This window comes from Pseudomonas monteilii NBRC 103158 = DSM 14164 (assembly GCF_000730605.1).
Taxonomy (GTDB): domain Bacteria; phylum Pseudomonadota; class Gammaproteobacteria; order Pseudomonadales; family Pseudomonadaceae; genus Aquipseudomonas; species Aquipseudomonas monteilii.
Genome location: NZ_BBIS01000019.1, coordinates 19920 through 35487 on the forward strand (window position 1 = coordinate 19920; position 15568 = coordinate 35487).

Genomic DNA, 15568 nt, shown 5'->3' on the forward strand with positions numbered 1-15568 from the left:
GGGCCGCTGTGCGGCCCCAATGAAACCACCCCCGAATGAGCAGGTATCAAACCGCCCTGTTCAACTTCACCCACGAAGCAAACTTGTCGACAAACGCCTGCAAGAACGGCCGGGTATTGTCGTTGAGCTTGCCCGAGTCCTCGAACAGGCTCGCCGCGCCGCCAATATAGGCCTCGGGCATCTGCATGCAAGGCATGTCGAGAAACACCAGTGACTGGCGCACAGCATGGTTGGCACCAAAGCCGCCAATGGCCCCCGGCGACACACTCACCACCGCCGTCGGCTTGCCGCTCCAGGCACTTTGCCCGTAGGGCCGCGAGCCCACATCGATGGCATTTTTCAGGCAACCCGGCACCGAGCGGTTGTATTCCGGCGTGACAAACAGCACGGCATCACTGTCGCGGATCTCTTTTCGAAAACGCTCCCACGCCTTGGGCACCGCTTCGGCCTCGACGTCCTCGTTGTACAACGGCAAATCACCAATCTCGATAATTTTCAGGGCTAGGCTGGACGGCGCCAGCTCCGAAAGTGCGCGGGCGACCTTGCGGTTGTAGGACTCCTTGCGCAAGCTGCCGACGACAACCGCTACCGAATACACCTGGCTCATGGCAATTTCCATCCTGTGCTGGGTAAAGGGAAGTTCTAGTTATAGATGACCGTTCCTCGGTACTTTGGTTTTTTTTCCTCATGGAGAAAACTTCCGAGGCTGTTGTACGGTCTATGCCTTCAGACATTTTCTACGCAATTCAGAGGTTTCCACCCAAATGGCAGCAGTAATGGTCGGCCAATTCCACGCCCGTGACGCCGAAGGCCGTATCTACCCCGTGCACGAGTTCCAGGAGTCCACCCTGCAACTGGACGGCAGCACGCTGGGCGCCCCCATCACCACTTACCGCCTAGCCATCGGCGACAAAGTCAACCACCTGGGTGAAAACCGTTTCGAACTGGCACGCTCCGGCGTCGAGATCATTCGCATTCCTTGATGCAGTCCACAGTGTAGCCACCACTCTCGTTCTGCAGGCCATGCACGTCGGCGATAAAACCGGGAAACCCTTGGTTGAACGCCCGGGCAAAGGCCAGGTAATCGAGTATCGAGCGGGTCGCCTCGGTGAACCGCTCCCCCGGCATGATCAACGGAATGCCGGGCGGGTACGGCACCAGCATCACTGCCGCCACACGCCCCAGCAGTACCTCGATCGGCACCGCCTCCACCTCGCCACGCACCATCTGGTCATAGGCCTGGGCCGGGCTCACGGCCACCTCCGGCAAGCGCGTGAACAGCCGTTTCAGTTGCTTGGCCGTGGCGTTGCTGCGGTAGCAGCCATGCAACTGGTCGCACAGGTCGCGCAGGCCCATCCCCCGGTAGCGTGAGGCATCGGCGGCCACCACGCTCGGCAAGCAGCTGCTCAGGGCAGTATTGCCATCGTAGTGGCGCTTGAACTCCAGCAACTCGGTCAGCAACGTGCTCCACTTGCCCTTGGTGATGCCCATGGAGAACAGCACCAGAAAGCTGTACAGGCCGGTTTTCTCCACCACCAGCCCCCGCTCCCAGAGAAACTTGCTGACCACCACCGCCGGGATACCGTGCTCGTCCAGTACACCACCCGCACTAAGGCCCGGCATCACCAGGGTTACCTTCAGCGGGTCGAGCAGCACGTACTCCTCCACCACCTCGCCAAAGCCATGCCACTCTGCGCCTGGTTGCAACAACCAGTCCTGCGCTTGCAGATGGTGAATACCTTCAGCGCTCGGCGGCTGCCAGATACTGAACCACCAATCGTCCGCAGCAATGTGTTCGCGCAGATTGGCCAGGGCCCGGCGAAAGCTCAGTGCCTCGTCGAACATTTCTTGCAGCAGCGAGCGCCCGGCCGGCCCCTCCATCATGGTCGAGGCCACGTCCAGCGAAGCGAGGATGCTGTACTGCGGCGAGGTCGAAATGTGCATCATGAACGCTTCGTTGAAGCGGTCGCGGTCCAGTTGGCGCCTGGCCCCGTCTTGCACATGAATCATGGAAGCCTGACTGAACGCCGCCAGCAGCTTGTGGGTGGAATGGGTACTGAACACCAGCGGGCTATCATCCGCGCAGGCAGTGCCCATGGCATAACGCCCGGTGAAGAATTCATGAAACGCCGCATAGGCAAACCAGGCCTCGTCGAAGTGCAGCACCTCGACACTGCTGCCCAAGGTCTGCTTGATCAGCCCTGCGTGGTAACACAAGCCGTCATAGGTGGAGTTGGTCACCACCGCCAGCTTGATGCGCGGCGCCCGACCACGGGCGAGCGGGTTGGCCTGGATCTTCGCCTGAATTGCCTCAGGGCTGAACTCGCTGAGCGGGATCGGGCCGATGATGCCCAGTTCGTTACGCTCCGGGCACAGGTACAACGGAATGGCGCCGGTCATGATGATCGCGTGGACCACCGACTTGTGGCAGTTGCGGTCCACCAGCACCAGGTCGTCACGGCCTACCATGGCGTGCCAGACGATCTTGTTGGCCGTAGAGGTGCCATTGATGACAAAGAAGGTATGGTCGGCGCCGAAGTTGCGGGCGGCCCTGGCCTCGGCTTCAGCCAAGGGGCCGGTGTGGTCGAGCAGCGACCCCAGCTCCGGCACCGAAACCGACAGATCGGAGCGCAGCGTGTTTTCCCCGAAAAACTGGTGAAAGGCCTGGCCTACCGGGCTTTTATGGTAGGCCACGCCACCACCATGGCCCGGGGTGTGCCAGGAATAGTTGGACTGCGCGGTGTGCTGCACCAACGCCTTGAAGAAAGGCGGCAACAGGCCATCGAGGTAGCTGTGTGCGGCACGCGCCACCTGGCGGGCAAGAAACGGTACGGTGTCTTCGAACAGGTACAGGATGCCGCGCAGCTGGTTGAGCTCGCTCATGGCTTCGGCAGGGGCGTTTTCCAGGGTGACCTGCTCACCCAGGGCGAAGATCGGCAGGTTGGGTGCACGCAGGCGAGCCAGGCGGATCAGCTCGGCCATGTTCTGCAACAGGTGGGTATTTTCGCCGGCGCCTTCTGCGGCAATCAGCATACAGGCCAGGCCGTGGTGGGTGGCGGCGACCAGCCGCGCTTCGGCGTGGTCGGCGGCGGCGAGGATGGCGAAGCCGTCCTGGCGCAGTTCCTCGGCAATGCCCCTCACGCGCTCGCCGGCAACACTGTCAGCCTTGATGGCGCGGTGGACGATGAGGATGGGGAACTTGAGGTCCTTGTACATCAGGTGGCTACCTCCGAAGGACAGGGCGTCCATTTCAGGGTAGTTGACGTGCCTGTCTTGAGTGTTGAGGTGGCGCGTAAATCGAGCGCCGCGCGGGCGGCGCTCGATCTCACTGGCACCACAAAACCCGCGACAAGCGCAGAAAATCAGCCAGCAGGTGTCTCGGTAAGAACCTGCCACATGGAAGGCCCACCCGCCGACTTGGCAATGGCCGCCAGGCGCTCGGCATGCGCCTCAAGCTCCTCGGCACTGGCCATGATCACCCGCCCAGGCGCACGCCCGGTAATCCGGCGGATCTCGCTGCCACCACTGCCCTGCCCATCACCCTCGGCATCTGCCCCATGCCCAGCCAGCGAAAGGCTGGTCTGGCCACCGGTCATCGCCAGATAGACATCTGCCAGCAGTTCCGAGTCGAGCAGTGCGCCGTGCAGTTCACGGCCCGAGTTGTCGATGTCGTAGCGTTTGCACAACGCATCAAGGCTGTTGCGCTGCCCCGGGTGACGCGAACGTGCCAACAGCAGGGTATCGAGGATGGTGCAATACTGCGAAACGTCCGCACGGTCGTGCTGACCGAGCAGGGCAAATTCGTTGTTGATGAAGCCAACGTCGAACGCCGCGTTATGGATAACCAGCGTGGCGCCCTGAATGAAATCGAAGAACTCTTCGGCCACATCACCAAAGCGCGGCTTGCCGACCAGGAAGGCATCGGTGATGCCGTGGACGTTGATCGCGCCCTCGTCACTCTCGCGGTCCGGCTGCAGGTAAACGTGGAAGTGCCGCCCGGTCAGGCGCCGGCCGATGACTTCGACACAGCCGATCTCGATGATCCGGTGGCCTTCGCTAACCGGCATACCCGTGGTTTCGGTATCGAGAATGACGAACCGCTTATCTTGCTGCTGCTCCACGCGGGGCGCTCCAACTTGCATCAGTTACAAAGGCGGCAATTGTACCCCAGCTCAACGCTGGGCGCGTACTTCGTCCACGCCCCGGTTGGCCAGCTGGTCGGCGCGTTCGTTGCCGGGGTGGCCGATGTGGCCGCGCACCCACTTCCAGGTCACTTTGTGGCGGTTGACCTGTTCATCCAGCTGCTGCCACAGGTCGGCATTCTTGACCGGCTCCTTGGCCGCCGTCTTCCAGCCGCGCTTCTTCCAGTTGACCATCCACTCGTTGATGCCCTTCATCACGTACTGCGAGTCTGTGGTCAATACCACTTCGCATTCACGCTTCAGCGCCATCAACCCCTGGATCGCGGCCATCAGCTCCATGCGGTTGTTGGTGGTTTCGCGTTCGCCGCCCCACAGTTCCTTCTCGACGCCCTTGTAGATCATCAGGACACCCCAGCCACCCGGGCCAGGGTTGCCCTTGCAGGCACCATCGGTAAACATCTCGACGCTTTCGCTCATGTACCACTCATGTTCAGTGCTTTTCAGTATCAGGGTTCACCGCCGTGCGGTTGACCTTGGCCAGCGGCAGCGGCAGCAACTTGCCCATTGGTTCGCGGCGCTCCGGCCGCAGCGGCCGCAGGCCGACCACCATCTTGCGCGCCACCAGCAGGTACACGCCGCCACCCGAGCTTTGCCAGCCACCTGCCAGCCGTTCCCAGCCCTCCAGGCGTTGCTGCCAGGCCGGTGAGGCAAGCGGCGGACGATAGCACCCGAAGCGGCGTTTCTCCAGCGCGAAGCCCAGCAGGTTGAGCCAGTCCCCCACCCGAGACGGCGAGATGCACCGGGCCTTGCGCAACGCCCCATGGCTGAAGAAATGGCGCATGCCCCAGCTGCTCCAGGGGTTGATCCCGACAATCAGCAGATGCCCGCCCGGGCGCACGGCGCTGGCGGCCTCGCGCAGCAGGCCATGGGGCGACAGGCTGAAATCAAGGCCATGTTGCAGCACCACCACGTCGGCAGCATGCTCGCTCAGCGGCCAGGCCTGTTCCTCGCACACAATCTCCACGCCCGGTAGCGGCGCGCCGAGGCGCACGTTGCGCTGCACCTGGGGCGCGCTCGGTGGCGGCTCGGCACAAGGCCCGTAATGCACAAGGTACCCGCCGAAGAAGCGCCCCAGCTCTTCTTCCAGCAGTTTTTCCTCCTCTTTGAGCATCAGCTGGCCGAGTGGGCCGTTGAACCACTCACGGGCCAGGCTGATCAGCTTGACCCAGTCCGGGTCGGCCTGGGCAAAGGCTTGGTCGGTCATTGCGCTCTCCCTCGAAGGTTCTCGCACCGCGCCATCGCGGCTAAGATGCCCTCATGTGCCACGCTAGGCGAATCGGATCCGCACCATGATACAGATCGATGCTCTCCCCGCTTTCTCCGACAACTACATCTGGTTGTTACAGGATACTGCCAAACGCCGCTGCGCGGTGGTCGACCCAGGTGACGCCGGTCCGGTGGAACGCTGGCTGGCGGCCAATCCCGAGTGGGTGCTCAGCGATATCCTGATTACCCACCACCACAACGACCATGTCGGCGGCGTGGAACGGCTCAAGCAACTGACCGATGCGCGTGTCTGCGGCCCGGCCCACGAACGCATTCCCTGCCGCGACCTGGCGCTGGACGAAGGCGATCAGGTGACTGTGCTGGGCGTGGCCTTCCAGGTGCTGGCCGTACCCGGCCACACCCTGGGGCATATCGCGTTCTTCAGCGACCAGCCGGCAACGCCCGTGCTGTTCAGCGGCGACACCCTGTTCGCCGCCGGATGCGGTCGCATGTTCGAGGGTACACCCGAACAGATGCAACCCGCCCTCGCCCGCCTGGCGGCGCTGCCGGCGCAAACAGAAGTGTACTGCGCCCACGAATACACCCTCAGCAATCTGCGTTTTGCCAAGGCGGTGGAACCCACCAACCCGCACGTTCTGAAGCGGTTCGAGGACGTTACCCGTTTGCGCGCCGACAATCGCATCACCTTGCCATCAACCATTGGCCTGGAACGCCTGACCAACCCCTTCCTGCGTACCTCTGAAACATTAGTTAAACAAAAAGCAGACGAATGGAAGGGACATCCAAACGACTCGCAGGTCACTGTTTTTGCTGCCTTGAGGTCTTGGAAGGACACCTTCTGATAACCGCAAGATATATCGCAAGTGATGGTCAAAGGTTGACCAGGCCCGGAGCGGTTTCTAGAATCGCCGAAATTTTTCGCCCGGATACCTGTGTCAGCCGATGTCTTCCCGTAGCCGCAGAACCTCTCATTCCGTCGCCCTGACGCGCCTGGCCCAAATCAGTGCGCTGGCCCTGGCCGCCACCTTGGTGGGTTGCCAGAGCACCCGTCAGCTCGACGAATCCGAAAGCGTTCGCGCGCACAACTACCAGGCGCGGATCAAGCACAAACCTTCACCGCTGCTGGTCAAACCGGCCGAGCAGGCACCGCAGGATGTCTGGGAGCGCATGCGCCAGGGCTTCGCCTTGCAGGATGGCATCGACGTCAACCCGCGTATCGAGCAACAGCGCCTGTGGTTCGCCAGCAACCCGAGCTTCATCGAAAGCGCCGGCGAGCGTGGCAGCCTCTACCTGCATTATATTGTCGAACGCCTTGAAGAGCGCGACATGCCGCTGGAACTGGCCCTGCTGCCGGCCATCGAAAGCGCCTACAACCCGATGGCCTACTCGCGTGCCCACGCGGCGGGGATGTGGCAGTTCATCCCGTCAACCGGCCGCCACTTCAACCTGCGCCAGACCAACTTCTACGACGGTCGTCGCGACGTCACCGCTTCGACCAACGCAGCGCTGGACTACCTGTCCCGCCTGCACGACATGTTCAACGGTGACTGGCTGCTGGCCCTGGCCGCCTACAACGCCGGTGAAGGCACCGTCAGCCGCGCCATCGAACGCAACGAACGGCTCGGCCTGCCAACCGACTACTGGAACCTGCCCCTGCCACAGGAAACCCGCGACTACGTGCCCAAGCTGCTGGCCCTGTCGCAGGTGGTGCTCACCCCTGAAGCCTACGGCGTGAACCTGAACCCGATCGCCAACGAACCCTACTTCGAGGCGGTGGCCATCAACGACCGCCTGGACCTTTCGCGGGTGGCAGCCTTTGCCAACATCGACGAAGACGAGCTGATCCAGCTAAACCCGGCGTTCAAAAAGCGCATGACCGTAGATGGCCCGCAGCAGTTGCTGGTGCCGACCGCCAAGGCACAACTGCTGAGCGACAGCCTGTCCAACCTCAAGCCCGAGCAATTGGTCAGCCTGCAGCCGAACAAAGCCGTATTCGCCCGTGCCGTGGCCGAAGCCAAGGCACCGGTTGCAGCGCGTAGCTACCGGGTCAAGCGCGGTGACAATCTGGTCGCCATCGCCAAGGCCAACCGTGTGTCGGTCAAGGACATCAAGCGCTGGAACCGCCTCTCCGGTAACAACCTGCGCGCAGGCCAGGTACTGGCCTTGCGCGGTGGCAACGCACCGAGCGCCGCTGGCAACCGGGTGGCGGCATCCGGGAAGCGCTCCACGCAATACAAGGTACGCAAGGGCGACTCGCTGTACCTGGTGGCCAAGCGCTTCAACGTGGAAATGCAGCACCTCAAGCGCTGGAACCCGCGCAGCGGCCATGCCCTCAAGCCAGGCCAGACTTTGACCGTCTACCTCTCGCACTGATTCAGGGCCAAGGGGCTGCCTTGCAGTCCCTTGCAATCCTCTGAACCGCACTCTTTTTCCAACCCTACCAAGCTGTTACTGTACCCCGATCAAAGCCCAACGCCTCTGGATCGGATGCCGACTTGATACGTCCCCTCCTGCTGTCACTCAGCCTGGCCTTGAGCTTTCCCGCAGCCGCGATGGTGAGCGAAAGCCACGGATACGCGCAGTTCGGCACGCTCAAGTACCCAGCCACCTTCACCCATTTCGACTGGGTCAACCCGCAAGCGCCCAAGGGCGGCACCTTGCGGGCCATGGCCTTTGGTACGTTCGATACCCTCAACCCCTACACCTTCAAGGGGTCGAGCCCGATTACCACGCCCAATTTCCAGCAATACGGCATCAGCGAGCTGAACGAGCCACTGATGGTCGGCACCGGCCAGTACGACCCGTCCGGCGACGAGCCGACCTCCAGCTACGGCCTGATCGCCCGCTCGGTGGAGTACAGCGAAGACCGCAGCTGGGTGGTGTTCAACCTGCGCCCGGAAGCCCGCTGGCATGACGGCCAGCCGATCACCTCGGCAGACGTGGCCTTTTCCTACCGCACCCTGCTCAAGGACGGCCACCCGATCTACCGCACCAACCTGCAGGAAGTGCAACGGGTGGACATCCTCGGCCCACTGCGTATCCGCTTCGTGTTCAAGCGCGCCGGCAACCCGCTGCTGATCCTGCGCCTGGGCGAAATGCCGGTGCTGCCCAAGCACTACTGGCAAAAGCGCGATTTCAAGGCCACCACCTTCGAGCCACCGCTGGGCAGCGGCCCCTACCGCATCACTGAAGTTCAGCCCGGCCGCCGGCTGGTGTTCGAACGGGTGAAGAACTACTGGGGCAAGGACCTGGCAGTCAACCGTGGCAAGTACAACTTCAAGCGCGTGGAGTACGAGTTCTACCGCGACGCCACCGTAGCCTTCGAAGCCTTCAAGGCCGGCGAATTCGACATCTATATCGAGCACCAGGCCAAGAACTGGGCCAACGGCTACAATTTCCCGGCCGTGCGCCGTGGCGAGGTCATCAAGGCCCAGATCCCGCACCAGATCCCCACGCAAACCCAGGGCCTGTTCATGAACAGCCGCCGCGCCACCTTCAGCGACCCGCGGGTACGCCAGGCGCTGGGGCTGATGCTCGACTTCGAGTGGACCAACCGCGCCCTGTTCAGCAGCGCCTACCGCCGCTCGACCAGCTATTACCCCAACAGCGAGTTCGCCGCCAGCGGCCTGCCCACCGGCAAGGAATGGCTGCTGCTGGCGCCGTTCCGCGACCAGTTGCCGGCAAAGCTGTTCAGCGAACCCTACAAGGTCAGCCAGACCGATGGCCGCGGCATCAGCCGCCAGACCCTGCGCCAGGCCCTGGGCCTGCTTGCCGAGGCCGGCTGGAAGCTCAATGGCCAGCGCCTGGTCGACAGCAAGGGCCAGCAGCTGCGTATGGAACTGCTGCTGGTAAACCCCAACCTTGAACGCATTCTGCAACCTTATGTCGAAAATCTGTCCAGCATCGGCATCGATGCGCGCTTGCGCACCGTGGACCGTGCCCAGTACAAACAACGCCTGGACCAGTTCGATTTCGACATGATTCTGATGACCCTGAACCAGACCCTTAGCCCCGGCCTCGAACAGTGGCTGTACTTCCATTCCAGCCAGGCCGCCACCAAGGGCAGCAAGAACTATGCTGGGGTCAGGGACCCGGTGGTCGACCACCTGCTCGACACCCTGCTGGCAGCGCGTACCCGCGACGACCAGATCGCCGCCGCCCGCGCCCTGGACCGCGTGCTTTCATGGCAGTACTACATGATCCCCAACTGGTACCTCGACAATCATCGCCTGGCCTACCGCAACCGGTTCGCCTTCGTCACCACGCCACCCTACACCCTGGGGCTGAACAGCTGGTGGATCAAGACTTCGGAGAAAGCCCAATGACGCCAACGCACCCACTGCGCCGGCTGGCAGGCAGCCTGTTGCTCGCCTGCCTGAGCCTTCCCGCCCTGGCCGCACCGCAACACGCACTCACCCTGTACGACGAGCCGCCCAAGTACCCCGCCGACTTCAAGCACTTCGACTACGTCAACCCGGATGCGCCCAAGGGCGGTACCTTCCGCCAGTCCAGCTTCGGCGGCTTCGACAGCCTCAACCCGTTCATCAACAAAGGCGTATCGGCCGAGAACATCAGCATCATCTACGACACCCTGATGCGCCAGAGCCAGGACGAGCCGTTCACCGAGTACGGCCTGGTGGCCGCCAGGATCGAGAAGGCACCTGACAACAGCTGGGTGCGCTTCTACTTGCGCCCGGAGGCGCGCTTCCACGACGGCCACCCGATGCGTGCCGAAGACGTGGTATTCACCTTCAACGCGTTGATAAAGGACGGTGCGCCGCTGTACCGCCAGTACTATGCCGACGTCGCCGAGGTGGTCGCCGAAGACCCGCTCAAGGTGCTGTTCACGTTCAAGCACAAGGGTAACCGCGAGCTGCCGCTGATTCTCGGCCAGCTGCCAGTGCTGCCCAAGCATTGGTACGAAAACCGCGACTTCAACCGCGGCAACCTGGAAATCCCGCTGGGCAGCGGCCCGTACAAGGTCGCCGAGGTGAAGGCCGGGCGCTCGGTGCGCTACGAGCGGGTCAAGGATTACTGGGGCAAGGACCTGCCGATCAACCGCGGGTTCTATAACTTCGATGCCATGACCTTCGACTCCTACCGCGACACCACCGTCGCGCTGGAAGCACTCAAGGCCGGCGCGTTCGATTACGCGCTGGAGGTCAGTGCAAAAAACTGGGCCACCGCCTACAACGTACCCGCCGTGCGCGACGGCCGCCTGATCAAGGAAGAGCTGCCCAACGGCAACCCCACCGGCATGCAAGGTTTCATTTTCAACATCCGCCGCCCGGTGTTCCAGGACATACGCGTGCGCCAGGCCCTGAGCCTGCTGCTGGACTACGAGTGGACCAACAAACAGCTGTTCAACGGCGCCTACACCCGCACCGGCAGCTACTTCGACAACTCGGAAATGGCCGCCCACGGCCTGCCCAGCGCCAGCGAGCTGAAAATCCTCGAACCGCTGCGTGGCAAAGTCCCCGAACAGGTCTTCACCGAGGCCTTCAAGAACCCGGTCAGCGATGGCAGCGGCATGATCCGCGAGCAACAGCGCCAGGCCTACAAGCTGTTGCAGGAAGCCGGCTGGAAGATTGTCGACGACAAGATGGTCGACGCTCAGGGTAAACCGGTCAGCATCGAGTTCCTGCTGGCACAAACCGAGTTCGAACGCATCCTGCTGCCGTTCAAGCGTAACCTTGCCGACCTCGGCATCGACCTGAACATCCGCCGGGTCGACGTTTCCCAGTACATCACGCGCCTGCGCTCGCGTGACTACGACATGATCGTCGGCGGCTACCCGCAGTCCAACTCGCCGGGCAACGAGCAGCGCGAGTTCTGGTCCAGCGCCGCCGCCGACAACCCCGGCAGCCGCAACTTCATCGGCCTGCGCGACCCGGCTATCGACCAACTGGTGGAAGCGCTGATCAACGCCGACTCGCGCCAGAGCCTGGTCGACCACTGCCGCGCCCTCGACCGGGTGCTGCTGTGGGGCTACTACGTGATCCCCAACTGGCACATCAAGACCTGGCGCGTGGCCTACTGGAACCACATCGGCCACCCGGATGTTTCGCCCAAGTACGACATCGGCATCGACACCTGGTGGATCAAGCCCGGGGTAACCCCGGCGGTCAGCGAAGCCCCTGCGGACGAGGCCAACTAAGATGCTGGCCTATATCCTGCGCCGCCTGCTGCTGATCATCCCGACCCTGTTCGGCATCCTGATCATCAACTTCATCATCGTCCAGGCCGCCCCCGGTGGCCCGGTCGAGCAGATGATCGCCAAGCTCGAAGGTTTCGAAGGCGCCACCAGCCGCATTGCCGGTGGCGGCGCCGAGGTCTCCGTGGCCGGCTCCAACTACCGTGGCGCCCAAGGCCTGGACCCGGCGCTGATCGCCGAAATCGAGCGCATGTACGGCTTCGACAAGTCGCCGCCCGAGCGCCTGTGGATCATGATCAAGAACTACGCCCGACTGGACTTCGGCGACAGCTTCTTCCGTGATGCCAAGGTCGTCGACCTGATTATCGAGAAAATGCCAGTGTCGATCTCGCTGGGGCTGTGGAGCACGCTGATCATGTACCTGATCTCGATCCCGCTGGGGATCGCCAAGGCGGTGCGCCACGGCAGCCACTTCGACGTGTGGACCAGCTCGGCAATCATCGTCGGCTACGCCATCCCGGCGTTCCTGTTCGCCATCCTGCTGATCGTGCTGTTCGCCGGCGGCAGCTATTTCGACTGGTTCCCGCTGCGCGGCCTCACCTCCAACAATTTCGACGAGCTGAGCACCACAGGTAAAGTGCTGGACTACTTCTGGCACCTGGTGCTGCCGATTACCGCGCTGGTCATCGGCAACTTCGCCACCATGACCCTGCTGACCAAGAACAGCTTCCTCGACGAGATCAACAAACAATACGTGGTCACCGCCAAGGCCAAAGGCCTGAGCCGGCCACGGGTGCTGTATGGCCACGTGTTCCGCAATGCCATGCTGTTGGTCATCGCCGGCTTCCCTTCGGCGTTCATCGGCATCTTCTTCACCGGCTCGTTGCTGATCGAGGTGATCTTCAGCCTCGACGGCCTGGGGCTTATGAGTTTCGAGGCGGCCATCAACCGCGACTACCCGGTGGTCTTCGGCACCCTGTTCATCTTCACCCTGCTGGGGCTGGTGGTGAAACTGATCGGCGACCTGACCTACACCCTGGTCGATCCACGCATCGACTTCGCCAGCCGGGAGCAATGACATGGCCTTGTCCCCCCTCAACCGTCGGCGCTTCGAGCGCTTCAAGGCCAACCGCCGTGGCTGGTGGTCGCTGTGGCTGTTCCTGATCCTGTTCGGCCTGAGCCTGGGCGCCGAGCTGATCGCCAACGACAAGCCAATTGCCGTGCGCTACGACGGCGAGTGGTACTTCCCGGCGTTCAAGCGCTACCCGGAAACCACGTTCGGCGGCGAGTTCCCGCTGGAAGCCAACTACAAGAGCCCGTACATCCGCGAACTGCTGGAAAAGAAAGACAGCTTCGTGCTGTGGGCGCCTATCCCGTTCAGCTACCAGAGCATCAACTACGACCTGCGCGTGCCCGCCCCTGCGCCGCCCTCGGCGGACAACTGGCTGGGCACCGACGACCAGGGCCGCGACGTACTGGCGCGGGTGATCTACGGCTTCCGCATTTCGGTGCTGTTTGCCCTCACCTTGACCGTGGCCAGCTCCATCGTCGGCGTCATTGCCGGCGCTTTGCAGGGCTTTTATGGCGGCTGGGTCGACCTGGCCGGGCAACGTTTTCTGGAGATCTGGTCCGGCCTGCCTGTGCTGTACCTGCTGATCATCCTGGCGAGCTTCGTGCAGCCCAACTTCTGGTGGTTGTTGGGCATCATGCTGCTGTTCTCGTGGATGAGCCTGGTGGACGTGGTACGCGCCGAGTTCCTGCGCGGGCGCAACCTGGAATACGTGCGCGCCGCCCGCGCGTTAGGCATGCGCAACGGCGCGATCATGTACCGGCACATCCTGCCCAACGCCATGATCTCGACCATGACCTTCATGCCGTTCATCCTCACCGGGGCCATCGGCACCCTCACCGCCCTGGACTTCCTCGGCTTCGGCCTGCCTGCCGGTTCACCATCGCTGGGCGAACTGGTGGCCCAGGGCAAGTCCAACCTGCAGGCGCCGTGGCTGGGCATCAGCGCCTTTGCCGTGCTGGCGCTGATGCTGAGCCTGCTGGTGTTCATCGGCGAATCCGCCCGCGATGCCTTCGACCCGAGGAAGTGACATGAGTGAACAGAACCTGATCGAAGTGCGCGACCTGGCCGTTGAGTTTGTGACCGGGGACCAGGTCAACCGCGTGGTCGACGGCATCAGCTTCGACATCCGCAAGGGCGAGACCTTGGCACTGGTAGGCGAAAGTGGCTCGGGCAAGTCCGTCACCGCGCACTCGATCCTGCGCCTGCTGCCCTACCCCCTGGCCCGCCACCCCAGCGGCAGCATCCGCTACGAAGGCAAAGACCTGCTGCAGCAGAACGAGAAGACCCTGCAACGCATTCGCGGCAACCGCATTGCGATGATCTTCCAGGAGCCGATGACCTCGCTCAACCCGCTGCACTGCATCGAAAAGCAGATCAACGAAATCCTGTTGCTGCACAAGGGCCTGACCGGCAAGGAAGCGACGGCACGCACGTTGGAGCTGCTGGACCTGGTCGGCATACCCGAACCGCAAAAGCGTTTGAAGGCCCTGCCCCACGAGTTGTCGGGCGGACAACGCCAGCGGGTGATGATTGCCATGGCGCTGGCCAACGAGCCGGAGTTGCTGATTGCCGACGAACCGACCACGGCGCTGGACGTGACCGTGCAGCTGAAGATCCTCGACCTGCTCAAGGAACTGCAGGCGCGCCTGGGCATGGCACTGCTGCTGATCAGCCACGACCTGAACCTGGTGCGCCGCATCGCCCACCGCGTGTGCGTGATGCAGCGCGGGCAGATTGTCGAACAAGCCGAATGCGCCACGCTGTTCAGTTCCCCGCAGCACCATTACACGCAGATGCTGATCAACGCCGAGCCCAGCGGGCTGCCGGCGGACAACCCGGTGGGCGCGCCGTTGCTTGAGGTGGATGACCTGAAGGTGTGGTTCCCGATCAAGAAGGGGCTACTGCGGCGCACCGTTGACCATGTGAAGGCGGTGGACGGCGTCAACTTCAGCCTGCCTCAAGGACAGACGCTAGGCATTGTTGGCGAGTCCGGGTCGGGCAAGTCGACGCTCGGCTTGGCGATCCTGCGGTTGATTTCCAGCCAGGGTGGCATTCACTTCCATGGGCAGAATTTGCAAGGGCTGAACCAGAAGGCCGTGCGGCCGCTGCGACGGGAAATGCAGGTGGTGTTTCAGGACCCGTTCGGCAGCCTGAGCCCGCGCATGTGCGTGGCGGACATTGTGGGCGAAGGGTTGCGCATTCACGGCATTGGTACGGCGCAGGAGCAAGAAGCGGCGATCATTGCAGCGCTGGAGGAAGTGGGGCTGGACCCGCGTACACGGCATCGCTATCCGCATGAGTTCTCGGGCGGGCAGCGCCAGCGTATTGCGATTGCACGGGCGCTGGTGTTGAAGCCTGCGTTGATCCTGCTGGATGAGCCCACCTCCGCGCTGGACCGCACCGTGCAGCGGCAGGTGGTGGAGTTGCTGCGTAATTTGCAGCAGAAGTACAACCTGACCTACCTGTTCATCAGCCATGACCTGGCGGTGGTGAAGGCGCTGAGTCACCAGTTGATGGTGATCAAGCATGGGCATGTGGTGGAGCAAGGGGATGCGCAGGCGATCTTCCATGCGCCGCAGCATCCGTATACGCGGCAGTTGCTGGAGGCGGCGTTTCTTGAGGTGGATGATGCCGAACCGGGCATGATGCGCTAAAGATCAAAGTATGGGCGGTTGCTGCAACTGCCCATACGCTGACCGCTGCAGGACCGTACAGCATTGGAGGCTTCCTCGTGACTATCTCACCGTCCCCCATCGGCCCGATGCTCAGGCACTGGCGCATGCTGAACCGGGTCAAGCAGCTGCACGCCGCGCAGATGTTCGGGGTGTGCCAGTCCCCATAGTTCAGCCATTCATCAGATTTTCTGACAACAATCGTCTTTCATCATCAGCCAGAACAGGCATAAATTCTCCA

Annotated in this window: 13 protein-coding genes; 8 read left to right on the forward strand and 5 right to left on the reverse strand. The window is 62.6% G+C overall.

The window, feature by feature from the left end; genetic code table 11:
* Positions 1-46: 46 nt before the first annotated feature.
* Positions 47-607 (reverse strand): class I chromate reductase ChrR, encoded by a 561-nt coding sequence (chrR, locus tag PM2_RS11525; protein ID WP_016711606.1) that lies wholly within the window; start codon positions 605-607, stop codon positions 47-49.
* A 157-nt stretch (positions 608-764) separates the two neighbouring features.
* Here chrR and PM2_RS11530 point away from each other — a divergent pair, with 157 nt between their 5' ends.
* Complete coding sequence (locus tag PM2_RS11530; protein ID WP_016488235.1) at positions 765-983, forward strand: hypothetical protein; 219 nt, start codon at positions 765-767, stop codon at positions 981-983.
* Here PM2_RS11530 and PM2_RS11535 read toward each other — a convergent pair.
* The 4 genes from PM2_RS11535 to PM2_RS11550 form a co-directional block, all read right to left on the reverse strand.
* Positions 967-3216, reverse strand: coding sequence for an Orn/Lys/Arg family decarboxylase (locus PM2_RS11535; protein ID WP_028699008.1), 2250 nt, complete (start codon positions 3214-3216; stop codon positions 967-969). The two genes, PM2_RS11530 and PM2_RS11535, sit on opposite strands and share 17 nt — an antisense overlap.
* A gap of 146 nt (positions 3217-3362) precedes the next feature.
* Positions 3363-4121, reverse strand: coding sequence for a DNA polymerase III subunit epsilon (gene dnaQ / locus PM2_RS11540; protein ID WP_016711608.1), 759 nt, complete (start codon positions 4119-4121; stop codon positions 3363-3365).
* 51 nt (positions 4122-4172) lie between these two features.
* Positions 4173-4619 carry a ribonuclease HI gene (gene rnhA, locus PM2_RS11545; protein ID WP_016711609.1) on the reverse strand — a complete coding sequence of 149 codons (447 nt, stop codon included), beginning with the start codon at positions 4617-4619 and terminating at the stop codon, positions 4173-4175.
* Between the two features lie 13 nt (positions 4620-4632).
* The gene (locus tag PM2_RS11550) at positions 4633-5406 is read right to left on the reverse strand and encodes a class I SAM-dependent methyltransferase (RefSeq protein ID WP_028699007.1); all 774 of its coding nucleotides are present in this window, start codon (positions 5404-5406) and stop codon (positions 4633-4635) included.
* Between the two features lie 85 nt (positions 5407-5491).
* On the opposite strand from PM2_RS11550, the gene gloB reads away from it, so the two are divergent.
* From gloB to PM2_RS11585, 7 genes are all read left to right on the forward strand, one after another.
* The gene (gene gloB, locus PM2_RS11555; protein WP_019099386.1) at positions 5492-6271 is read left to right on the forward strand and encodes a hydroxyacylglutathione hydrolase; all 780 of its coding nucleotides are present in this window, start codon (positions 5492-5494) and stop codon (positions 6269-6271) included.
* A gap of 100 nt (positions 6272-6371) precedes the next feature.
* Positions 6372-7802 (forward strand): lytic transglycosylase domain-containing protein, encoded by a 1431-nt coding sequence (locus PM2_RS11560; protein WP_016711612.1) that lies wholly within the window; start codon positions 6372-6374, stop codon positions 7800-7802.
* 122 nt (positions 7803-7924) lie between these two features.
* Entirely contained in the window at positions 7925-9754 is a 1830-nt protein-coding gene (locus PM2_RS11565) for an extracellular solute-binding protein (protein WP_201296070.1), read from the forward strand.
* On the forward strand, positions 9751-11586 hold the full coding sequence (locus PM2_RS11570; protein ID WP_016711614.1) for an extracellular solute-binding protein: 1836 nt from the start codon (positions 9751-9753) through the stop codon (positions 11584-11586). The genes PM2_RS11565 and PM2_RS11570 overlap by 4 nt, the downstream gene beginning before the upstream one ends.
* Position 11587: 1 nt before the next feature.
* The gene (locus tag PM2_RS11575) at positions 11588-12661 is read left to right on the forward strand and encodes a microcin C ABC transporter permease YejB (RefSeq protein ID WP_019096481.1); all 1074 of its coding nucleotides are present in this window, start codon (positions 11588-11590) and stop codon (positions 12659-12661) included.
* A 1-nt stretch (position 12662) separates the two neighbouring features.
* On the forward strand, positions 12663-13682 hold the full coding sequence (locus PM2_RS11580) for an ABC transporter permease (protein WP_016711616.1): 1020 nt from the start codon (positions 12663-12665) through the stop codon (positions 13680-13682).
* Between the two features lies 1 nt (position 13683).
* Entirely contained in the window at positions 13684-15309 is a 1626-nt protein-coding gene (locus tag PM2_RS11585; RefSeq protein WP_016711617.1) for an ABC transporter ATP-binding protein, read from the forward strand.
* Positions 15310-15568: the final 259 nt, after the last annotated feature.

Bases quoted from the DNA above. Each gene is read 5' to 3' on its own strand.
- chrR (WP_016711606.1), bottom strand. From the start codon at position 607: ATGAGCCAGGTGTATTCGGTAGCGGTTGTCGTCGGCAGCTTGCGCAAG.
- PM2_RS11530 (WP_016488235.1), top strand. From the start codon at position 765: ATGGCAGCAGTAATGGTCGGCCAATTCCACGCCCGTGACGCCGAAGGC.
- PM2_RS11535 (WP_028699008.1), bottom strand. From the start codon at position 3,216: ATGTACAAGGACCTCAAGTTCCCCATCCTCATCGTCCACCGCGCCATC.
- rnhA (WP_016711609.1), bottom strand. From the start codon at position 4,619: ATGAGCGAAAGCGTCGAGATGTTTACCGATGGTGCCTGCAAGGGCAAC.
- PM2_RS11550 (WP_028699007.1), bottom strand. From the start codon at position 5,406: ATGACCGACCAAGCCTTTGCCCAGGCCGACCCGGACTGGGTCAAGCTG.
- gloB (WP_019099386.1), top strand. From the start codon at position 5,492: ATGATACAGATCGATGCTCTCCCCGCTTTCTCCGACAACTACATCTGG.
- PM2_RS11560 (WP_016711612.1), top strand. From the start codon at position 6,372: ATGTCTTCCCGTAGCCGCAGAACCTCTCATTCCGTCGCCCTGACGCGC.
- PM2_RS11570 (WP_016711614.1), top strand. From the start codon at position 9,751: ATGACGCCAACGCACCCACTGCGCCGGCTGGCAGGCAGCCTGTTGCTC.
- PM2_RS11575 (WP_019096481.1), top strand. From the start codon at position 11,588: ATGCTGGCCTATATCCTGCGCCGCCTGCTGCTGATCATCCCGACCCTG.
- PM2_RS11580 (WP_016711616.1), top strand. From the start codon at position 12,663: ATGGCCTTGTCCCCCCTCAACCGTCGGCGCTTCGAGCGCTTCAAGGCC.
- PM2_RS11585 (WP_016711617.1), top strand. From the start codon at position 13,684: ATGAGTGAACAGAACCTGATCGAAGTGCGCGACCTGGCCGTTGAGTTT.